Origin of the sequence: Halopseudomonas pertucinogena (assembly GCF_014646575.1) — a bacterium.
GTDB lineage: Bacteria > Pseudomonadota > Gammaproteobacteria > Pseudomonadales > Pseudomonadaceae > Halopseudomonas > Halopseudomonas pertucinogena.
Window position 1 is genome coordinate 55,927 of record NZ_BMNN01000002.1, and the last position, 20,100, is coordinate 76,026.

The window sequence follows — 20,100 nt, forward strand, 5'->3', positions numbered from 1 at the left end:
GTTTTTGATCTACCGTGCGGTCTTTCTCACGGTCAGATTGATCCGCTGGCTCCCCAGTTGCGGATGGGGCATATCCTTCACCGGCAGCACGCCATGAAAGCGCAACCGATCGACGCCGCCCCATACCACCACATCGCCATGATTGAGCACCGTTCTCGCCGTCCTGTCTGAGCGCTTGTAGCCGCCAAAGAGGAAGGTGGCAGACATGCCGAGGGATACGGAAACGATGGGGGCCGCCAGATCGCTCTCATCCCGGTCCTGATGCAGACCGAGCCTGGCGCCCGGCAGGTAGCGGTTGATCAGACAGGTATCGGGATGGAAATCGCTGAAGCCGGCCGCCTCCGCAGCGCGCTGGGCCAGCTCGCGCAGGCAACCGGGCATCGACGGCCAGGGCTGGCCGGTGGCGGGGTCTATCGCGCTGTAGCGGTAGCCGTATTCAGCGGAAATCCAGCCCACCTCTCCGCAGGTGGTCGTCTGGACGGACATGCGCCGTCCACCCCGGGTACTCATCTTTCGAAAGGGCGACTGCTGCTGAATGGCTTCGATTGCGGGCAGCAGCTCGTCCAGCCAGGGCCTGGCGAAGCCCGGCAGGATGAATGCCTGCTCGCCCATGGCAATCCGCTGGCCTGGCTGGTCCTCGTTGAACAGATCGAGGGTGCCCATGATCTCTTACCAGAAGCGCTGGTTGTGAAAGCGCGACACCCACGTGAGCAGAAGCTGATCCAGCGCGGCGGAGGCGGTTGAGCTCAGTCGGTCCTGCAGCTTCTTCGGGCGGTGGAAGTGCACTTCGAAGACGTCGGCCTGGCGGGTGCGGTGGCTGATGTATTCATCGCTGGTCTTCAGCTCGTCCGCCAGGGCCATGGCAAGCGCCTCACTGCCGAACCAGACCTCGCCGGTGGCCACCCGGTCGATATCCAGCACCGGGCGATAACGGGAGACGAACTCCTTGAACAGGCGGTGGATATTCTCCAGGTCCTCCTGAAACTTCTCCCGCCCCTTCTCGGTATTCTCGCCGAACAGGGTGAGCGTGCGCTTGTATTCGCCGGCAGTCAGCATTTCATAATCGACATCGTGTTTCTTCAGTACCCGGTGGAAGTTCGGCAGCTGCGCCACCACGCCGATCGAGCCGAGCATCGCAAAGGGCGCCGCCAGTATCCGGTCGGCGATGCACGCCATCATGTATCCACCGCTGGCGGCAACCTTGTCGACACAGACCGTCAGCGGCACACCCGCTTCGCGGATCCGGGCCAGCTGCGAGGCAGCCAGGCCGTAGGCGTGTACCATGCCGCCTCCGCTTTCCAGCTTGACCACGATCTCGTCCTTCGGCGTCGCCAGCTCGAGTACTGCGGTGACTTCATGGCGCAGGCTTTCCAGCGCACTGGCCTTGATGTCGCCGTGGAAATTGAGAACAAACACCTTGTCGCGATCGGCGCCGCCCTTGTTGCGCGCCCTGGCTTCCTGCTTGCGGGTACGCTGGAGCGCCTTGAGCGCGGGCTTGTCCAGCACCGCATGGCCCAGGCGATCCGACATGCGTGCCAGCTGATCATTCAGTCGGGTCACCTGAAGAATGCCTTCGCCCTTGCGCTGGCGGGCCTTCAGCGAAGCGACCGCAGCCACCAGGATCAGCAGCCCTGCCAGCGCAGTAAAAACCTTTGCCGCAAACATTCCGTACTCTGCAAGCCAGCTCACACATATCTCCTGAATCAGTTTCATCGGTGCCAAGCATACCCCAACCCGCCACCGCTGATGACAGCGGCTTTCAGGCGAATTCAAACGGTCGTATGATTTTTGTTGACAGGCCTCGCTGCCCGCCCTACCCTCTGTCGAGCTGCACTTTCTTGCATTGCAACGCCCGGCGTTGCCCGACGAAACATCCGATAAAGGAAGAATCCATGACTACCGTTGCTGAAATCATCAAAAACATGGAAGGCAAGTTCAACCCGGCCGCCGCTGCTGGCCTGGATCTGGTTTTTCAATTCAACATCGAGGATGATTCCAACTTCTACACCGTGATCAAGGACGGCACCTGCACGGTCAGTGAAGGCGACGCCGAAGACCCGAACGTCACCCTGATCATGGACTCCGAAACCCTGAATGGTGTCATCTCCGGTGAGACCGACGGCATGCAGGCGTTCATGGGCGGCAAGCTGCGTGCCGAGGGCGACATGATGCTGGCGCTGAAACTGGGCGAACTCTTCCCGGTCTGATCCGCAGCGACAATGAAACCGGAGGCCCGCCTCCGGTTTTTTTATGCCTCGCCAACACGGTTTCTGATAAACCGCCGTTCAGGTTGGCTCGGCCCCCACCCTCCAGTACATTGACCCGCGATCAGCCATCCACACAAGGACAATACCGATGCAAAAAACCCAACTGTTCGATCTCGACGGAAAAGTCGCTCTGGTAACCGGCGCCAGCCGCGGTATCGGCGAAGCGATCGCCAGACTGTTGGCCCAGCAGGGCGCACATGTGATCGTCAGCAGCCGCAAGATCGAGGGCTGCCAGGAAGTGGCCGACGGCATTGTCGCCGCCGGCGGCAAGGCCAGCGCAATGGCCTGCCACATCGGGGAAATGGAACAGATCACCGCGACCATCGAGGCTATCCGCAGCCAGTTCGGCAAACTGGACATTCTGGTCAACAACGCGGCTACCAACCCCTACTTCGGCAACGTGCTGGATACCGACCTGACGGCCTTCCAGAAGACCGTTGACGTGAACATCCGCGGCTACTTCTTCATGTCCGTCGAGGCCGGCAAGCTGATGCGGGAGAACGGTGGCGGCGCGATTCTCAACGTGGCTTCGGTGAACGGTCTGGTTCCGGGACTGATGCAGGGCATCTACTCGATCACCAAGGCGGCGGTCATCAACATGACCAAGGTGTTCGCCAAGGAATGCGCGCAGTTCGGCATTCGCTGCAACGCGTTGCTGCCAGGCCTGACCGACACCAAATTCGCCTCTGCCCTGGTGAAGAATGACAGCATCCTGAAGCCGGCGCTGCAGCGCATTCCGATGGCGCGCCCGGCCGACCCGACCGAAATGGCCGGTACCGTGCTCTATCTGGTGAGTGATGCGTCCAGCTATACCACCGGCGCGGCCATCAACGTTGACGGCGGCATGCTGTCCTGACGCCGCAGGCGGGCCCCGTCAACCGGGGCCCGCTATTCCAGCCCCTTAATCGCATCCAGGGCCTGGGTGTTCATTGCCACCGGCGAGAGGCCTGTCGCACCGATTTCAACCGAGTAGCGGGCGCCATCGGCGATCGGCATGAAGCGGATGGCGAAGGCATCGGCATACAACCAGCCCGGGTCGAACCGGTCCAGCCAGTACCACAGGTCCCGCCAGGCCGGCGTACCGTGCAGCGACGGGGCGAGCGCAGCGTCCATCTCCCGTTGCTGCTCCAGGGTCAGATAGCGCCCGGTCAGGCCGTTGAGCCGGTAGCCGTCCTCCAGCCCCAGCATATGTGGCAGACCACGCCAGCGCAGCACCTGGACATCCAGCTCCCATAGCTGCCCCTGTAACGGCAGATGCTGCGTATCGCCGGCCTCGTCCACCTTCACCTCGTAGTGCTGATGGCTGATGCCCCTGAATTCCAGGGTCGCGATTCGCTCGCCATCGGTGATCGTCCGGAACTGCGCCAGCTCCCAGGCGACAGCCCCGATCACCACGCATACCCCGAGCAGTGCGAGCAGTGCGCACCCCTTCAGCCAGCCGAGCAGCCATTCCAGGCGCCAGCCGGCACGCCATACGAGGTACAGGAGCAGCAGCGCGAGGCACCCGACCAGCAGCGCAAGACCGATGTATTGCATGTACTCTCCTTGTAATTGTCAGGCGGGAACCGGAGGCTCCGGCTGCCCGGCCAGCCTGGCCAGGTAACAGTCAATCAACCAGCGTGAGATGGTGCCCTGGGGCGGGATGGCCGGCAGGCTGTCCACATGCCACCAGCGGGCCTCTTCGATCTCTCCGGGCTGGGGAACGATCTCGCCGGAGACATAGCGTGCGTGAAAGCCCAGCATGAGAGAGTTCGGAAAGGGCCAGTTCTGGCTGCCGAGGTATTCCAGGTCATCGACCTCGATATTGACCTCCTCCATGACCTCCCGACGCAACGCTTCCTCGGCCGACTCGCCGGGCTCGATGAACCCGGCCAGGGTACTGAAGAAGCCGGCTCGGAAGTTCGCCGAACGGGCCAGCAGCACCTCCTCGCCCCGGGTGATGAGAACGATGATGCATGGCGCCAGCTTGGGATACTGCCGGTTGCCGCAGCTACCGCACTCCATGGCCCGCTCGTCATTGCGGATCGCCGTGGGCTCACCGCACCGGCCGCAGTAACGGTGGGTCTCATACCAGATATCGAGCTGCTGGGCGACGCCCAGCAGGCGAAAGGTGGAATCATCGACATTCCCCATCAGGCCCCGCAGGCCATGCCAGGAGAGGCCCGGCAGGTCGATCTGCTCCCGCACCCGCACCAGCCGACAGGGCCGGTCATCGACCAGCCCCAGGGTCATCTGATATTCCGCATCGCCAAGATAGCGAGCCATGTCCGGATCGTGCAGCAGGTTACCCTGATACATGGCGAAGGATTGCTCATGGCGAATCAACACCCAGCCATCCGACGCGCTCTCGGCAGAGATGGACGTGACGAACCGGGTGAATTTCTGCATGGGTCAGCTGCCTACTTGGTAGCCCAGCTCGGCCAGACTCTCTTCGGCCAGGGCCAGCACGTCGCCCTTGTTGACCGAGGAGCGCTCTGCGGACTCGAGGTAGAACTCGATGCTGGTCAGCGCGTCGGCCAGCACTTCCAGCTGCGCTTCCAGCGGCGGGTTCTGACGTTCCAGCAGTGCCTCGCCGATGAAGCGGGTGGCGCTGCGGATGATCTCCGCCGCGCGGGTCATGCCGAGGAAGATCAGGCCGCCGCGGACGGTTTCCAGGGTGTCCGGCACATTCATCAGGTGCATGCGGTCGTGATCGGATTCGACGTACGCGGTCATCGCCCGGCGCGCCAGCGCCAGGCCGGCCTGGGATTCCTCGACCAGCACGATGTGGGCTTCCTTGAGTTCGACCGGCGAGCTCTGCTGGTCGCTGCCCAGCGACCCGACCACCTCACCCTCGTTTTCCATCCGGGTAACCAGCAGCTCGGCATGCAGCACGGCATCGGCGATCCGCTCCAGGGTGCTGGTATCACCCACCTGCCAGCCCTGCAACCGGACGGCCGCCTCGCGGATCTGCTCGGAAATGGCCGGCATATCCAGCACGCTGAGCGTTTTCCACAGTCGCTGCAGCGAGGCGTCCAGGGTGTCCAGCGACTGTTCGGCGTCGCCGGCATTGCGCGCCAGCAGGTCGAGCATGTCCTTGGTTATGCTGATTTCTTCCTGCAGCGCCTCGGCCACAGAGCGCATGACATCCGCACCGGGGCCGTGCAGGCTGGCACTGGCCTGGCGCAGGCTGGCTTCGGTATAACCCGGATCGGGCAGATTCACCGAACGGCGAACCTCGTCACAGAGCACGCAGCCCTCGCCGGCCAGGGCCACCAGATACAGCAGCTCGACCCGCAGCGCCGCCGTTGCCTCGGTGTCCGCCGCCCCCGCCGCGATCCGCTTTATTTCCCGGTCCAGCCGGGAATACAGACGTTTGCGCTCGTTGGTGAGTTCAAGCGGAGTGAGTTCGATGGCCTCCAGCGAGGCACAGGCGATCCAGCAGAGGGTGGCGGCATGGTCCTGCAGCCGCGTCTCCCAGCGTTGCAGGGCACGCTTCATCATGGACACCCCGGCACCGGGGCGTGACTCACGGATCATTTCCAGCAGGCCCAGCTGGAACATCTGCCGAAGGCGGGCGAACGTCTGCCTGTCCAGCGGCTGGCGGGCCCCGTCACGCAGGGCGGGGGGTACCCGATGGGCATCCAGGGGATAGAAGTGGCTCTCGGGCAGCGCCCGGGCACCGCTGCGGTGCGAGCGCAGCTCATTGATGATCGGCAACAACAGTTCGGGGCGCTCACCGCCCTGCTGACGGCAGAAATGCAGATACCGCTGCAGCAGGAACAGGCTGTTGCACAGGGCAGACAGGGGCTCGTTGAGCCCATCGCCTTCGTGCACCGGAATATCCGTCGCGAGGGCGATCATCTCCTCGAGCAGCAGCGCGGCGCCTTCCAGCTCGATCAGATCAAGCGTACCGCGCAGTTGCTGCAGACCCTCAATGGCCCGCTGCAACAGGCTGCCATCGTGGCGCTCTTCAAGAAACTGCTGCAGCAGATCCTCAACCTCGCCCACGCTGACAAAAAGTTCATCCCTGACCAGATCAAGTGATGTAGCACCGGTTAACATCGCTTCAGTCTCCCTTCATCCCTGCAATCAGACTGGCACGCTCAATCAGCGAACTCGGCTGGTTTTTTGCTCATTTGTGCAGCAACGGCCAGTTTGAGGTCCTCCGACTGAAGCATGGCTGCATTCCAGGTGGCTATGTAATTCAATCCGTCAGCTACGCTATGGTCACGGCTGTAGCGAATCATCTCCTTGGTACCACGTATGGCCAGGGGTGACTTTGCGGCAATCTGCCGGGCAATGTCCATCACCGCTTCGAGCAGACTGGCATGATCGGGGTACACCCGATTCACCAGACCGATGCGCTCGGCTTCCTCACCGTACACGGCACGACCGGTATAGGCCAGTTCCCGCATGATGCCATCGCCGATAAGTCGCGGCAATCGCTGCAGAGTCCCCACGTCAGCCGCCATGCCCACGTCTATCTCCTTGATGGAGAAGTGTGCATCGGTTGTAGCATAGCGCATGTCACAGGCGGCGATCAGATCAATCGCACCGCCGATGCAGTACCCGTGGATAGCGGCGATAACCGGTTTCCGGCACTCGTCGACCGCATTGAAGGCAGCCTGCAGGCGCAGGATATTGCGCCGTATCCGCTCGGCATTGCGACCGATGTCACTGACCATGCTGCCCGCTGCCTGGGCAAGCATGTTCAGATCGATGCCTGCGGAGAAACATCTGCCGGCGCCGGAAATCACCGCGACCCGTACGCTGTCCGTCGTATCCACCCACTCGAATATCTCGACCATCTCGCTCCAGAAGGCTTCATCCATGGAATTGGCCTTGGCCGGGCGGTTGATCATCACATGGGCCACGGGCCCGTGCTGTTCCACTGCTAGCGATTGGTATTCACGCATGCGTAACTCCCTGACGGACTGCGTCTTTTATCAAGCCGTGCACTATAACAAGCAACTTCTGTCGCGGCATACCGCCAGTATCGGCCTGGCACCGATAATGTGGCGAAGGCCGCAGTTTCACACCTCAGCGGTTTCCTGCTGGGTCCACAGGGCAAACCCGGCCGCCTTCTCGATGGCAGCCAGACGCTCCGCGTGGGCAGCCAGTTCTGCCTCGCTGGCCTGCAGCACCGGCAGCGCCGGTCGGGTCTGCGGATCCAGCCGACGAATGGCCTCTATCTGTTCACCGCCCGAGTCGCCGCTGCCCTGTCCGGACAGCATCAGCGCGGTCTGACCACCGGTCATCACCAGATAGAGGTCGGCGAGAATCTCCGCGTCGAGCAACGCGCCGTGCAGATCGCGCTGCGAGTTGTCTACCGCATAGCGTTTGCACAGCGCATCCAGGGTATTGCGCTGGCCCGGATGGCGATGGCGTGCCAGTGCCAGCGTATCGAGCACCTTGCAGTGATCGGCAACGGTGCCGTGTCCCCGGCCGAGCAGCGCCAGCTCGGCATTGATGAAGCCGACGTCGAAGGGCGCGTTATGGATGACCAGCTGCGCCCCACGGATGAACTCCATGAACTCGTCAGCCACATCGGCGAACAGCGGCTTGTCGGCAAGGAATTCATTGCTGATGCCGTGTATCTCGAAGGCACCCGCCTCGACTTCACGCTCGGGATTGATGTAGACATGGAAATGCCGGCCGGTCAGCCTGCGGCCGATTAGCTCGACACAACCGATCTCGATAATGCGGTGCCCTTCGCGCACCTCGATACCGGTGGTTTCGGTATCCAGAACCACTTCACGCATTCAGTGCCTTCCCCTTGCCAAGAACCTGCTCCACCCCCCGGTTGGCCAGCGCGTCCGCCAGCTCGTTTTCCGGATGACCGCTGTGCCCCTTCACCCAGCGCCATTCGACATGGTGCTGACTGACCAGCTCGTCCAGCTGGCGCCAGAGATCGGCGTTCTTCACCGGCTGGCGACTGGCCGTTTTCCAGTCCCGCTTCTTCCAGTTCGGCATCCATTCGCGGATGCCCTTCATCACGTACTGCGAGTCAGTGGTCAGCAGCACCCGCGCCGGCGTCTTCTTCAGCGCCTGCAGGCCGCGAATGGCCGCCATCAGCTCCATCCGGTTATTGGTGGTTTCCGGCTCACCGCCGAACAGGGTCTTCTGGTACTCCCCCAGGCGCAGCAGTACCCCCCAACCGCCCGGCCCCGGGTTCCCCTTGCAGGCGCCGTCGGTAAATATCTCGATCACGTGACTCATGGTTTATCCCGTTTGTGTGCCCGACGACTGCCCGCCACCAGCGGCGGCAGCGCCAGCGCAGGGAATTCCCTGCCCCGCTGACGGCGTGGAATGGCGCCCAGCGACTGGCGCCTGGCACGCAGAAAGTAGAACCCGCCGCCGGGAAAGCGGTGTCGCTCGCCCCAGGCATCCAGCAACCGCAGACGCTCCAGCCAGGCACTCGAATCAAGCGGCGGACGATAACATCCATCGACTCTTTTCTCCACTTCGAAACCCAGCAGATCCAGCCAGTCGACAAGACGGGAGGGGCGTACGAAGCCGGCCTCGCTGAACCAGTCGCGCCCGACGAAATGATTGATGCCCCAGCAGCTCCAGGGGTTGAAGCCGAAGATCAGCAGATGGCCGCCGGCCCGCACCGCCTGGCTGGCTTCGCGCAGCAGACTGCGCGGCGACAGGCAGAAATCCAGCCCATGATGGAGCAGCACCACGTCCAGCGAGTGCGGCGCGAAGGGCCAGTGGGTTTCATCCACCGGCAGCCCGCCCTGGCTCACCAGCAGATCCAGCCGCCAGTGGTTGCGCAGCACCGAGCGCTGTTCGTCCAGCAGTTCCGGCAACAGGCCGTACTGCACAAGATGCTGACCGAAGCAGTGTTCCAGCTCGCTGCGGATGATGGTGCGCTCGCTGTCCAGCAGCATCTGCCCCGCTGCACTGTCCAGCCAGCGACGGGCCACACCGAGCAATTGCAGGAGATCTTCCTGGCTGATGGATCGTGACTGTTCCGGAATGTCCATGGAGCCTCCAGTTGGCCTGTTGACGCCAACCTCTTATAAGATAGCCGTAACAACGCTGCCAGGAAGACAGATCGCCATGCCCACCTTCACTGCTCTACGCGCCTTCGAGGACAACTATATATGGCTGCTGAGGAATGAAGATACCCTCCAGGCCGTCGCGGTCGATCCCGGCGACGCAAGGCCGGTTATCAGCTGGTTGGGCCGACATCCGGATTATCAGTTGACCGGCATTCTGCTGACCCACCATCACCGGGACCACACCGGAGGGGTACTCACCCTCAAGGGGGCCACCGGTTGCAAGGTCTGGGGGCCCGCCAACGAGAACATCCAGGGGATCGACCATGCCCTGGCCGATGGCGACACACTGAGCCTGCTGGGTTGTGAACTCCAGGTCATGGCGGTGCCCGGCCACACCCTGGATCATATTGCTTACTATTGCGACGCCCCGGGGGAGCCCTGGCTGCTCAGCGGCGACACCCTGTTCGCCGGCGGCTGCGGCAGATTGTTCGAAGGCACCGCGCAGCAGATGCATGAATCCCTGCAGCGGCTCGCACATCTGCCGGACGACACCAGCATCTATTGCACCCACGAGTACACCCAGGCCAATCTGCGCTTTGCCCGGGCCGTGGAGCCGGACAACGACGACATCCGGGTGCGGCTCGAGGTAGTGGAAGAACTGCGGCGCGACGGGCGGATTACCCTGCCGAGCAGCGTTGCGCTGGAAAAGCGCACCAACCCCTTCCTGCGTTGCGACCAGCCACCGGTCATCGAAGCGGCCACACGCCACGCCGGCCGGGCTACGGCGCCGGGCGTCGAGACATTTGCCGCAATCCGTGCATGGAAGGACATATTCTGACATAGTTGCCGCAAGTGGCCGGAACCTCGGGAAAACGGAGCTTCTGACGCCGTCGTGGATGGCTGCGTCAAGGCACCGTCTTCCAGCCGGTTGACCCCTGGGAAGTGACTCCCTAGAATCGGGCAAATTTTAAGGATGGCCCCCCATGACTTTTAAGCCTCAAGTTCTCGGAAAGGGACTCCTGACGCTGTGGCTTGTGATCCTGGCCGGCTGCCAGACCACCTCCAACCACACCGATCGCACAGCCACGCCGCATGGCACTTCAGGCCAGTCCGTCAGTGAATCCGCACAGCGCTCAGCCAGAAACGCAAAATGGCGCGCGCCGGTCGAGCAGGACGAACCCCACACGCTCTGGACCCGCATCCGCGGCGGCTTCCAGCTTGACCCGGCGCTGATCGACAGTCCGCGGGTAGACAAGCAGAGGCTGCATTATGTGTCCCAGTCCCGCTATTTCAATGTGACATCGGAGCGCGCCCAGCGCTACCTGCACTATGTGGTCGAGGAACTGGACAAGCGCGGGATGCCGCTGGAGCTCGCCCTGCTCCCCTTCGTTGAAAGTGGCTACAACCCGCTGGTCTACTCGAGGTCTCAGGCAGCCGGGATCTGGCAGTTCATCCCTTCCACCGGCAAGGTGTTCTCGCTGCACCAGGACGAGCTGTACGACGGCCGGCGGGACATTACCGCCTCGACCAGTGCTGCCCTGGATTACCTGAGCAAGCTCAACGCCATGTTCGACGGCGACTGGCTGCTGGCGGTGGCCGCCTACAACTGCGGCGAGGGCTGCGTTGGCCGTGCGGTCAAGCGCAACCAGAGTCTCGGCCTGCCGGCGGACTACTGGAACCTGCAACTGCCCGGGGAAACCATGAATTACGTACCCCGCCTGCTGGCCCTGGCCCAGATCATCAGCGCACCCGAGCAGTACGGCATAAACCTGCCGGCGCTCGAGGACGAGCCCTACTTCGCGCAGATCACCATCCGGCGCCCGCTGGACCTGCTCAAGGCGGCGGAACTGGCACGGATCAGTGCCGATGAGATGCGCTATTTGAATCCGGGTTTCAAATACCGCGTGGCAACGCCGCGCGCCCCCTATCAGCTGCTGGTTCCGGTGGCGCAGGCCGAACAGTTCTCCGCTGCCCTGGCCAGCCTGCCGGACAGCGAGCGGGTACCCTTCAGTCGCTATACCGTGCGCCGCGGAGACAACCTGTCGCAGATCGCCCGTCGGCATGGTTCCAGTGTCGAGGCCCTGCGCCGGGCCAACGAGCTTGACGGCAACCTGATCAATGTCGGCCAGACGCTGATCGTGCCCCAGGGTAACGCCGCGCTGGCGTCCGCTTCCAAGCCCGCGCCGGCCAGGCGCACCTACACCGTCCAGAGCGGTGATTCGCTCTACAGCATCGCCCGTCGCTTCGGGGTCAAGGTCAAGCAGCTGCAGGCATGGAACGGTATCGACACCCTGCTCAAGCCCGGTCAGCAGCTGACCCTGCAGATGCCCTGATGCCGCGAGCGAAGGCGTTCGGGGGGCGTACTGGCACCCCGCCCGCTTTCGCTTGCCCGGGGAGGATGGTAGCGTACGGCCCATCATGTACAGACGACGCTCGATGCCTTCCCTGCTGCGCTCCCTTGTTCTGCTGCTGACCCTGGGTCTGCCCGGCCTGGCCCAGGCCGCCATTCATCATCAGCACGGTTACTCCGTGTTCGGCCAGCCGAAGTACCCGGCGCAGTTCGCCCACTTCGACTACGTCAATCCCCGGGCACCGAAAGGCGGGACGCTGCGGGTGATGGGCAGCGGCACCTTCGACACCCTCAACCCCTATACCCTCAAGGGCACCAGCCCTATTGCCACCGGCAACTTCTTCCAATACGGCATCAGCGAGCTGAACGAGCCATTGATGGTCGGCAGCGGCATCTACGACCCCTCCGGCGACGAACCGTACTCGGCCTATGGTCTGATCGCCAAAAGTCTGGAGTTCCCTGACGACCGCAGCTGGGTAGTATTCAACCTCAGACCCGAGGCTCGCTTTCATGACGGTCGGGCAATCACGGCACACGACGTAGCCTTCAGTTATCGGCTGTTGAGCGAACAGGGTCACCCCAACTACCGCGCCATGCTGCAGGAAGTCCAGCGCATCGACATCCTCGGCAGCCACCGCATCCGCTTCATTTTCCGGCAGTCGGACAACCCGCTGCTCATTCTCCGGCTGGGTGAGCTGCCGGTTCTGCCCGAACACTACTGGCGGGACCGCAGCTTCGGCGACACCACCTTCGAACCTGCGCTCAACAGCGGCCCCTACCGCATCACCCAGGTGTCCCCCGGGCGGCGGCTGGTGTTCGAGCGGGTGAAGGATTACTGGGGCCGGGACCTGGCGGTCAACCGCGGCAAGTACAACTTTGACCGGATGGAGGTCGAGTTCTACCGGGACAACAACGTCGCCTTCGAAGCCTTCAAGGCCGGCGAGTTCGACGTCTACCTCGACCACAAGGCCAGCAACTGGGCCAACGCCTATGATTTTCCCGCAGTGCATTCCGGCGCGGTGCTGAAGCGGGCAATCAAGCACCAGATTCCCGCCTCGACCCAGGGCCTGTTCTTCAATACCCGGCGCAGCCCCTTCGATCAGCGTCCGGTGCGTCAGGCGCTGGGCATGCTGTTCGATTTCGAGTGGTCCAACCGGGTGCTGTTCTACGATGCCTATCAGCGCTCGCTGAGCTACTTCCCGAACAGCCCGTTCAGCGCCACCGGCCTGCCCGCAGGCCAGGAATTCCTTTTTCTCGAACCCTTCCGCGAACAGCTGCCGGACGAGCTGTTCCTTGAGCCTTTCACCCTGCCCACTACCGATGGCCGGGGCATTCCGCGGGAGACCCTGCGCGAGGCCGTGAGCCTGTTCAATCAGGCTGGCTGGAAGCTGCGCAACGGTCGGCTGGAAAACCAGGCCGGCCGCCCGCTGATCTTCGAGGTACTGCTGGTCAACCCCAGTCTGGAACGCATCCTGCTGCCGTGGCGCACCAATCTGGCCCGGCTGGGCATCGACCTGCGCATCCGCACGGTCGACCGTGCCCAGTACAAGGCCCGCCTCGACCAGTTCGACTTCGACATGATTCTCACCACCCTGCCCCAGGGCCTCTCGCCCGGATACGAGCAGCACACCTACTTCCATTCCTCCCAGCGCGATGTCAGGGGCAGCCGCAACTATGCGGGTATCGCCAACCCGGTGGTCGATGTCCTGGTAGGCGAACTGCTCAACGCCCGAACGCGCACCCGGCAGATCGCCGCCGGGCGGGCGCTGGACCGGGTGTTATTGTGGGAGCACTACATGATTCCGAACTGGTATATTGACTACCACCGCGTCGCCCATCGAAGTACTTTGCGGTCCCCGGAGACCCCGCCCTATTCACTGGCCATACGGACCTGGTGGAAGGAATGAATCGAACGATAATAAGGTCCCTAGATGCTCGATAAGCTGAAAACCGCCCTGGGCTGCCTGCTGCTCGCCGTCGCCACGGCCACCAGCGCCGCGCCCGGCAGCCATGCGCTGACCCTGTACGGCGAGCCGCCGAAATACCCCGCTGACTTCCAGCACTTCGATTACGTCAATCCCGATGCCCCCAAGGGCGGCACCCTGCGCCTGTCGGCCTTCGGCAGCTTCGACTCGCTCAATGGCTTCATCAGCCGCGGCACCGCCGCCGATCAGCTGGGCCTGATCTACGACACCCTGACCGCCCACGCGCTGGATGAACCCTTCACCGAATACGGACTGATTGCCGAACGCATCGAACAGGCCGAGGACAATACCTGGGTGCGCTTTCATCTGCGCCCGGAGGCGCGCTTCCATGACGGCCACCCGGTCACCGCAGCCGACGTGGTATTTACCTTCAATACCCTGATCGAACAGGGCGCGCCCTTCTACAAGGCCTACTACGGCGATGTGAAGGAGGTGGTGGCCGACGACGAGCGCAGTGTCACCTTTCACTTTCTGCACGGCCGCAACCGCGAGCTGCCACTGGTGCTCGGCCAGCTGCCGGTGTTGCCCGAGCATTACTGGGAAGGCCGGGACTTCAATCGCAACGGTCTGGAGCCACCGCTAGGCAGCGGCCCCTATCGCATAGGCCAGGTCCGCGCCGGCCGCTCCATGACCTTTGAGCGGGTTGCCGATTACTGGGCTGCCGACTTGCCGGTACGCAGGGGGTTCTACAATTTCGACCGCATCACGGTGGACTATTACCGGGACCTGGGCGTGGCACTGGAAGCCTTCAAGGCCGGGCAGTTCGACTTCAACGAGGAGTACAGCGCCAAGAACTGGAGCACCGGTTACGACAGCCCGGCGCTCACTGCCGGGCGCATCATCAAGGAAGAGATTCCCAACCTGAATACCCGGGGCATGCAGGGCTTTGTCTTCAACCTGCGCAAGCCCTACTTCCAGGATGTACGGGTGCGCCAGGCGATTTCCCTGCTGTTCGATTTCGAATGGGCCAACAGCCGCCTGTTCCACGGGGCCTATGAGCGCAGCTCGAGTTTCTTCGGCAACTCCGAGCTGGGCGCCGAGGGTCTGCCCGGTGAGGACGAGCTGGCTCTGCTAGAGCCCCTGCGAGAGCAATTGTCGCCCGCCGTATTCGGGCCCGCCTATGTTCCGCCACAGACCGACGGCAGCGGCAATATCCGCGATCAGCGCCGGCAGGCCTATGCCCTGCTGCAGGAGGCCGGCTGGCGCATCGAGAACGACCAACTGGTGAATGCCGAGGGGCAACCTCTGAGTTTCGAATTCCTGCTGATCCAGGCTGATTTCGAGCGGGTGCTGTTGCCCTTCAAGCGCAACCTGGCGTCGCTGGGCATCGACATGCAGCTGCGCCGGGTGGATACCTCCCAATACGTCAACCGCCTGCGCTCGCGGGACTTCGACATGGTGGTGACCAGCTTCGCCCAGTCCAACTCCCCGGGTAACGAGCAGCGCGAATACTGGCACTCCTCCAGCGCCGACAACCCCGGCAGCCGCAATCTGATGGGCCTGCAGGACCCGGCCGTCGACCAGTTGGTCGAAGGGCTGATCCAGGCCGATTCGCGCGCCGAGCTGATCAGCCATACCCGGGCGCTGGACCGGGTGCTGCGTGCCGGTCATTACCTGGTGCCCAACTACCACACCAGCGTGTACCGGGTGGCCTACTGGGACAAGTTCGCTCACCCGGAGCAGGCGCCGAAATACGACCTGGGGCTCTATACCTGGTGGGCCACCGACCAGGCCGGGGAGCCCGCGCCCATCCTGCTGCCCGAACCCGAGCAGGAGGACTGATCCATGCTGGCCTACATCATCCGACGGCTGCTGCTGATCATCCCTACCCTGTTCGGCATCCTGCTGATCAACTTCCTGATCATCCAGGCCGCCCCGGGCGGCCCGGTGGAACAGATGATTGCCAATCTCGAGGGCTTCGAGGGCGCCACCAGCCGCATCTCCGGCAGCATGCACGCCGAGGTTGCCAGTGGCAGCAACTACCGCGGCGCCCAGGGGCTGGACCCGGACATCATTGCCGAGATCGAGCGCATGTACGGCTTCGACAAGCCGGCCCACGAGCGCTTCTGGCTGATGATCAAGGGCTATCTCACCTTCGATTTCGGTGACAGTTTCTTCCGCGATGCCAGCGTCATCGACCTGATCATCGAGAAGATGCCGGTGTCCATCTCCCTGGGGCTGTGGACCACGCTGATCACCTATCTGATCTCCATTCCCCTGGGCATCCGCAAGGCCATCCGCCACGGCTCGGCCTTCGATGTCTGGACCAGTTCGCTGATCATCGTCGGCTATGCCATTCCCGGCTTCCTGCTGGCGATTCTGCTGATCGTACTGTTCGCCGGTGGCAGTTATTTCGACTGGTTCCCGCTGCGCGGGCTGACCTCCAACAACTGGGAGGAGCTGAGTACCTGGGGCAAGATCACCGATTACCTCTGGCATCTGGTGCTGCCGATCACGGCGATGGTCATCGGCAGCTTTGCCACCCTGACCATGCTGACCAAGAACTGCTTCCTCGACGAGATCGGCAAGCAGTACGTGGTCACCGCGCGGGCCAAGGGCCTGTCGGAAAACCGCGTGCTCTACGGCCACGTATTCCGCAATGCCATGCTGCTGATCATTGCCGGTTTTCCCGCTGCGCTGATCAGCGTCTTCTTCACCGGTGCCCTGCTGATCGAGGTGATCTTCTCGCTGGACGGGCTGGGGCTGCTGGGCTTTGAAGCGGCGATCAACCGGGACTATCCGCTGATGTTCGGCACCCTGTACATCTTTACCCTGCTCGGACTGGTCGTGAAGCTGATCGGTGATATCGCCTACACCCTGGTCGATCCGCGCATCGACTTCGAAAGCCGGGAGGGTTGAGCATGGCCCTGTTTACCCTCTCGCCGCTGAACCAGCGCCGCTTCGCCCGGTTCAAGGCCAACCGCCGGGGCTGGTGGTCGCTGCATATCTTCCTGGTGCTGTTCGTGCTCAGTCTCGGCGCGGAACTCATCGCCAACGATAAACCCTTGCTCGTCAGCTATCAGGGCGAACTCTATACGCCGGTATTCAAGCGCTACGCCGAGACCGAGTTCGGTGGCGAGTTTCCCATCGAGGCGGATTACCGCAGCCCGTATGTGCGCGAGCTGATCGAGGAAGCCGGTGGCTGGATGCTCTGGCCGCTGATCCCCTACAGTTATCAGACCATCAACTACGACCTGCAGGTGCCGGCTCCCGCGCCGCCCTCGGCGGACAACTGGCTGGGTACCGATGACCAGGCCCGGGACGTACTGGCCCGGGTGATCTATGGCTTCCGCATCTCGGTGCTGTTCGCCCTGACCCTGACCATATTGAGCTCCATTATCGGTGTCATCGCCGGCGCCATCCAGGGCTTCTACGGCGGGCGCATCGACCTGTTCGGCCAGCGCTTCATCGAGGTCTGGTCGGGCCTGCCGGTGCTCTACCTGCTGATCATCCTGGCCAGTTTCGTGCAGCCCAACTTCTGGTGGCTGCTGGGCATCATGCTGCTGTTTTCCTGGATGGCACTGGTGGACGTGGTGCGTGCCGAGTTCCTGCGCGGGCGCAACCTGGAATATGTCCGCGCTGCCCGGGCTCTGGGTGCCGGCAATGGCACCATCATGTTCCGCCACATCCTGCCCAACGCCATGGTCGCCACCCTGACCTTCTTCCCGTTCATTCTCACCGGCGGGGTGATCACCCTCACCTCGCTGGACTTCCTGGGCTTCGGGCTGCCGCCCGGCTCGCCGTCGCTGGGCGAGCTGATTGCCCAGGGCAAGGCCAACCTGCAGGCGCCCTGGCTGGGCATCACCGCCTTCGTCGTACTGTCGGTGATGCTGTCGCTGCTGGTATTCATCGGCGAAGCCCTGCGCGATGCCTTCGACCCGAGGAAATGACATGACCGAGCCATTGATACGGATCGACAATCTCAGCGTGGCCTTCCGCAGCGAGCAGGAGGAAATACAGGCGGTGCGCGGCGTCAGTTTCGACATCCGGCCCGGCCAGACCCTGGCCCTGGTCGGTGAGAGCGGCTCCGGCAAATCCGTGACTGCCCACTCCATCCTGCGTCTGCTGCCCTACTCCCAGGCACGTCACCCCAGCGGTCGGATCCTCTATCAGGGGCAGGACCTGCTGACCCTGGGCGAGAAACAGCTGCGCAAGGTGCGCGGCAACCGCATCTCGATGATCTTTCAGGAGCCGATGACGTCGCTGAATCCGCTGCACACCATCGAGCGGCAGATCAGCGAGGTGCTGTTCCTGCACAAGGGGCTGGACAAGAAGGCCGCCCGCGCCCGCACCCTGGAGCTGCTGGAGCTGGTCGGCATCCCCGACCCGGCCCGGCGTCTGGGCGCCTTTCCCCACGAGCTGTCCGGCGGCCAGCGCCAGCGGGTGATGATTGCCATGGCGCTGGCCAACGAGCCGGAACTGCTGATTGCCGACGAGCCCACCACCGCGCTGGACGTCACCGTGCAGCAGAAGATCCTCGAACTGTTGCAGAATCTGCAGCAGAAACTGGGCATGGCGCTGCTGCTGATCAGTCACGATCTGAACCTGGTACGCAAAATTGCGCACCGAGTATGTGTCATGTACCGCGGAGAGGTCGTCGAAGAGAATGATTGTGCAGAACTCTTTGCCAACCCGCAGCACCAATACACTCGCCAGCTGATCGCAGCGGACCCGACTGGCGCGCCGGTGGAGGCGCAACCGGACGCGCCGGTGGTGATGCGGGCGGAACAGCTGCGGGTCTGGTTTCCGATCCGCAAGGGTGTGTTCAAGCGCACCGTGGGGCATGTGAAGGCGGTCACCGACGCCAGTTTCAGCCTGCAGTCTGGGCAGACGCTGGGCATCGTCGGCGAGAGCGGTTCCGGCAAGACCACACTGGGTCTGGCGCTGTTGCGCCTCATCGAGAGCCAGGGCCTGATAGAATGCAACGGGCAGCGGCTGGACGGCCTGGGCCAGAAGGCTGTACGCCCGGCCCGGCGCCAGTTCCAAGTGGTGTTCCAGGACCCCTTCGGCAGTCTGAGCCCGCGCATGTCGATCGCGCAGATCATCAGCGAAGGACTGGAGATCCACCGCATCGGCACGCCAGAGGAGCGGGAGCAGATGGTGATCCAGGCGCTGGAGGAAGTGGGCCTGGACCCGGACAGCCGGCACCGCTACCCGCACGAGTTTTCCGGCGGACAGCGCCAGCGGGTGGCTATTGCCAGGGCCTTGGTGCTCAAACCCTCGCTGATCCTGCTGGATGAGCCGACCTCGGCACTGGACCGCACGGTACAGAGCCAGGTAGTCGAGCTGCTGAGGGACCTGCAGCGCAGGCACAATCTGAGTTATCTGTTTATCAGCCACGACCTGGCGGTGGTCAGGGCCCTCAGTCATCAGCTGATGGTCATTCGCCAGGGTGAAATTGTAGAACAGGGACCGGCGGAGCAGATCTTCGCCTCCCCGCAGCATGACTACACCCGTCAGCTGCTGGAGGCTGCCTTCGCCAACCCGGTATCCGAAAGAACGGCCTCACTGTGAGGCCCAGTGAAACAGGAAAAGAACATGGGATTTCTTAGCGGAAAGCGCGTACTCATTGTTGGTGTAGCCAGCAAGCTGTCCATTGCCTCGGGCATTGCCGCGGCCATGCACCGCGAAGGTGCCGAACTGGCCTTCACCTACCAGAATGACAAGCTCAAGGGCCGCGTCGAGGAGTTTGCCGAGGGCTGGGGTTCCAGCGCCGAGATGTGCTTTCCCTGTGACGTCGGTGACGACGCGCAGATCGAGCAGGTATTCACCGAGCTGGAAAAGAAATGGCCCGAAGGCATCGACTGCATCGTGCACTCGGTAGGCTTTGCCCCCGGCGACCAGCTGGACGGCGACTTCACCGAAGTCACCACCCGTGACGGTTTCAAGATCGCCCACGACATCAGCGCCTACAGCTTCATCGCCCTGGCCAAGGCCGGCCGGGAAGCACTGAAGAAGCGCAACGGCAACCTGCTGACCCTGACCTACCTGGGCTCGGTACGCACCATGCCCAACTACAACGTCATGGGCATGGCCAAGGCCAGTCTGGAAGCCGGCGTGCGTTACCTGGCCAGCAGCCTTGGCCCGGACGGTATCCGGGTCAACGCCGTCTCCGCCGGCCCGATCCGCACCCTGGCCGCCTCCGGCATCAAGAGCTTCCGCAAGATGCTCGCCTACAACGCCGACCGCACGCCCCTGCGCCGCAACGTGACCATCGAGGAAGTGGGCAACGCCGGTGCCTTCCTGTGCTCGGACCTGGCTTCCGGGATCTCCGGTGAGATTCTGTATGTGGACGGCGGGTTCAATACCACGGCCATGGGCAGTATTGACCAGGAGTGAGTTCTGATTGGGGAATTGAGGCTGCTTTCCCCCTCTCCCCCAGCCCCTCTCCCGCAAGGGGAGAGGGGTGACGTGGCTGCAATACCATGCATCCTCTGAAACATCGCCGATATCAAAGCAACGGCGGAGTTGCAGAACATACTGGACCAACCCCCTCTCCCCTCGCGGGA

Annotated in this window: 19 protein-coding genes; 10 read left to right on the forward strand and 9 right to left on the reverse strand. The window is 63.0% G+C overall.

The window, feature by feature from the left end; genetic code table 11:
• Positions 1-9: 9 nt before the first annotated feature.
• Positions 10-663, reverse strand: a complete 654-nt coding sequence (alkB, locus tag IEW63_RS05535) for a DNA oxidative demethylase AlkB (protein ID WP_188635623.1) — start codon at positions 661-663, stop codon at positions 10-12.
• Between the two features lie 6 nt (positions 664-669).
• Positions 670-1,689, reverse strand: a complete 1,020-nt coding sequence (gene sohB, locus IEW63_RS05540; RefSeq protein ID WP_188635624.1) for a protease SohB — start codon at positions 1,687-1,689, stop codon at positions 670-672.
• A gap of 203 nt (positions 1,690-1,892) precedes the next feature.
• Between sohB and IEW63_RS05545 the strand changes: the two genes are divergently transcribed.
• Positions 1,893-2,207: an SCP2 sterol-binding domain-containing protein gene (locus IEW63_RS05545; protein WP_188635625.1), complete on the forward strand. Its 315-nt coding sequence runs from the start codon at positions 1,893-1,895 to the stop codon at positions 2,205-2,207.
• Between the two features lie 148 nt (positions 2,208-2,355).
• Complete coding sequence (locus tag IEW63_RS05550; protein WP_188635626.1) at positions 2,356-3,123, forward strand: SDR family oxidoreductase; 768 nt, start codon at positions 2,356-2,358, stop codon at positions 3,121-3,123.
• A 32-nt stretch (positions 3,124-3,155) separates the two neighbouring features.
• On the opposite strand, the gene IEW63_RS05555 is transcribed toward IEW63_RS05550, so the two are convergent.
• The 7 genes from IEW63_RS05555 to IEW63_RS05585 form a co-directional block, all read right to left on the reverse strand.
• Positions 3,156-3,803 carry a hypothetical protein gene (locus IEW63_RS05555; protein ID WP_188635627.1) on the reverse strand — a complete coding sequence of 216 codons (648 nt, stop codon included), beginning with the start codon at positions 3,801-3,803 and terminating at the stop codon, positions 3,156-3,158.
• Positions 3,804-3,821: 18 nt separating this feature from the next.
• Positions 3,822-4,655 (reverse strand): NAD(+) diphosphatase, encoded by an 834-nt coding sequence (nudC, locus tag IEW63_RS05560; protein ID WP_188635628.1) that lies wholly within the window; start codon positions 4,653-4,655, stop codon positions 3,822-3,824.
• Positions 4,656-4,658: 3 nt separating this feature from the next.
• Entirely contained in the window at positions 4,659-6,311 is a 1,653-nt protein-coding gene (locus tag IEW63_RS05565; protein ID WP_188635629.1) for a FimL-related protein, read from the reverse strand.
• A 41-nt stretch (positions 6,312-6,352) separates the two neighbouring features.
• Positions 6,353-7,165: a crotonase/enoyl-CoA hydratase family protein gene (locus tag IEW63_RS05570; RefSeq protein ID WP_188635630.1), complete on the reverse strand. Its 813-nt coding sequence runs from the start codon at positions 7,163-7,165 to the stop codon at positions 6,353-6,355.
• 117 nt (positions 7,166-7,282) lie between these two features.
• Positions 7,283-8,011, reverse strand: coding sequence for a DNA polymerase III subunit epsilon (dnaQ, locus tag IEW63_RS05575; RefSeq protein WP_188635631.1), 729 nt, complete (start codon positions 8,009-8,011; stop codon positions 7,283-7,285).
• Positions 8,004-8,468 (reverse strand): ribonuclease HI, encoded by a 465-nt coding sequence (gene rnhA, locus IEW63_RS05580; RefSeq protein WP_188635632.1) that lies wholly within the window; start codon positions 8,466-8,468, stop codon positions 8,004-8,006. Before rnhA ends, dnaQ begins: the two co-directional genes overlap by 8 nt.
• The gene (locus tag IEW63_RS05585) at positions 8,465-9,238 is read right to left on the reverse strand and encodes a class I SAM-dependent methyltransferase (RefSeq protein WP_188635633.1); all 774 of its coding nucleotides are present in this window, start codon (positions 9,236-9,238) and stop codon (positions 8,465-8,467) included. Before IEW63_RS05585 ends, rnhA begins: the two co-directional genes overlap by 4 nt.
• Positions 9,239-9,314: 76 nt before the next feature.
• Here IEW63_RS05585 and gloB point away from each other — a divergent pair, with 76 nt between their 5' ends.
• From gloB to fabI, 8 genes are all read left to right on the forward strand, one after another.
• Positions 9,315-10,094, forward strand: coding sequence for a hydroxyacylglutathione hydrolase (gloB, locus tag IEW63_RS05590; protein ID WP_229710357.1), 780 nt, complete (start codon positions 9,315-9,317; stop codon positions 10,092-10,094).
• A gap of 145 nt (positions 10,095-10,239) precedes the next feature.
• A complete protein-coding gene (locus IEW63_RS05595) occupies positions 10,240-11,589 on the forward strand; it encodes a LysM peptidoglycan-binding domain-containing protein (RefSeq protein WP_188635634.1) in 1,350 nt (449 codons plus the stop codon).
• Positions 11,590-11,674: 85 nt separating this feature from the next.
• The gene (locus IEW63_RS05600; RefSeq protein ID WP_373288212.1) at positions 11,675-13,513 is read left to right on the forward strand and encodes an extracellular solute-binding protein; all 1,839 of its coding nucleotides are present in this window, start codon (positions 11,675-11,677) and stop codon (positions 13,511-13,513) included.
• A 24-nt stretch (positions 13,514-13,537) separates the two neighbouring features.
• On the forward strand, positions 13,538-15,373 hold the full coding sequence (locus IEW63_RS05605; protein WP_188635635.1) for an extracellular solute-binding protein: 1,836 nt from the start codon (positions 13,538-13,540) through the stop codon (positions 15,371-15,373).
• A 3-nt stretch (positions 15,374-15,376) separates the two neighbouring features.
• Positions 15,377-16,450 carry a microcin C ABC transporter permease YejB gene (locus IEW63_RS05610; RefSeq protein WP_188635636.1) on the forward strand — a complete coding sequence of 358 codons (1,074 nt, stop codon included), beginning with the start codon at positions 15,377-15,379 and terminating at the stop codon, positions 16,448-16,450.
• A 2-nt stretch (positions 16,451-16,452) separates the two neighbouring features.
• Entirely contained in the window at positions 16,453-17,481 is a 1,029-nt protein-coding gene (locus IEW63_RS05615; protein ID WP_188635637.1) for an ABC transporter permease, read from the forward strand.
• A gap of 1 nt (position 17,482) precedes the next feature.
• Positions 17,483-19,105 (forward strand): ABC transporter ATP-binding protein, encoded by a 1,623-nt coding sequence (locus IEW63_RS05620; RefSeq protein WP_188635638.1) that lies wholly within the window; start codon positions 17,483-17,485, stop codon positions 19,103-19,105.
• A 24-nt stretch (positions 19,106-19,129) separates the two neighbouring features.
• Complete coding sequence (gene fabI / locus IEW63_RS05625) at positions 19,130-19,930, forward strand: enoyl-ACP reductase FabI (protein WP_188635639.1); 801 nt, start codon at positions 19,130-19,132, stop codon at positions 19,928-19,930.
• Positions 19,931-20,100: the final 170 nt, after the last annotated feature.

What these genes read in the sequence shown, in the direction of transcription:
- alkB (WP_188635623.1), bottom strand. Translation starts at nt 663, where the DNA reads ATGGGCACCCTCGATCTGTTCAACGAGGACCAGCCAGGCCAGCGGATT.
- IEW63_RS05545 (WP_188635625.1), top strand. Translation starts at nt 1,893, where the DNA reads ATGACTACCGTTGCTGAAATCATCAAAAACATGGAAGGCAAGTTCAAC.
- IEW63_RS05550 (WP_188635626.1), top strand. Translation starts at nt 2,356, where the DNA reads ATGCAAAAAACCCAACTGTTCGATCTCGACGGAAAAGTCGCTCTGGTA.
- IEW63_RS05555 (WP_188635627.1), bottom strand. Translation starts at nt 3,803, where the DNA reads ATGCAATACATCGGTCTTGCGCTGCTGGTCGGGTGCCTCGCGCTGCTG.
- nudC (WP_188635628.1), bottom strand. Translation starts at nt 4,655, where the DNA reads ATGCAGAAATTCACCCGGTTCGTCACGTCCATCTCTGCCGAGAGCGCG.
- IEW63_RS05565 (WP_188635629.1), bottom strand. Translation starts at nt 6,311, where the DNA reads ATGTTAACCGGTGCTACATCACTTGATCTGGTCAGGGATGAACTTTTT.
- IEW63_RS05570 (WP_188635630.1), bottom strand. Translation starts at nt 7,165, where the DNA reads ATGCGTGAATACCAATCGCTAGCAGTGGAACAGCACGGGCCCGTGGCC.
- dnaQ (WP_188635631.1), bottom strand. Translation starts at nt 8,011, where the DNA reads ATGCGTGAAGTGGTTCTGGATACCGAAACCACCGGTATCGAGGTGCGC.
- rnhA (WP_188635632.1), bottom strand. Translation starts at nt 8,468, where the DNA reads ATGAGTCACGTGATCGAGATATTTACCGACGGCGCCTGCAAGGGGAAC.
- IEW63_RS05585 (WP_188635633.1), bottom strand. Translation starts at nt 9,238, where the DNA reads ATGGACATTCCGGAACAGTCACGATCCATCAGCCAGGAAGATCTCCTG.
- gloB (WP_229710357.1), top strand. Translation starts at nt 9,315, where the DNA reads ATGCCCACCTTCACTGCTCTACGCGCCTTCGAGGACAACTATATATGG.
- IEW63_RS05595 (WP_188635634.1), top strand. Translation starts at nt 10,240, where the DNA reads ATGACTTTTAAGCCTCAAGTTCTCGGAAAGGGACTCCTGACGCTGTGG.
- IEW63_RS05600 (WP_373288212.1), top strand. Translation starts at nt 11,675, where the DNA reads ATGTACAGACGACGCTCGATGCCTTCCCTGCTGCGCTCCCTTGTTCTG.
- IEW63_RS05605 (WP_188635635.1), top strand. Translation starts at nt 13,538, where the DNA reads ATGCTCGATAAGCTGAAAACCGCCCTGGGCTGCCTGCTGCTCGCCGTC.
- IEW63_RS05610 (WP_188635636.1), top strand. Translation starts at nt 15,377, where the DNA reads ATGCTGGCCTACATCATCCGACGGCTGCTGCTGATCATCCCTACCCTG.
- IEW63_RS05615 (WP_188635637.1), top strand. Translation starts at nt 16,453, where the DNA reads ATGGCCCTGTTTACCCTCTCGCCGCTGAACCAGCGCCGCTTCGCCCGG.
- IEW63_RS05620 (WP_188635638.1), top strand. Translation starts at nt 17,483, where the DNA reads ATGACCGAGCCATTGATACGGATCGACAATCTCAGCGTGGCCTTCCGC.
- fabI (WP_188635639.1), top strand. Translation starts at nt 19,130, where the DNA reads ATGGGATTTCTTAGCGGAAAGCGCGTACTCATTGTTGGTGTAGCCAGC.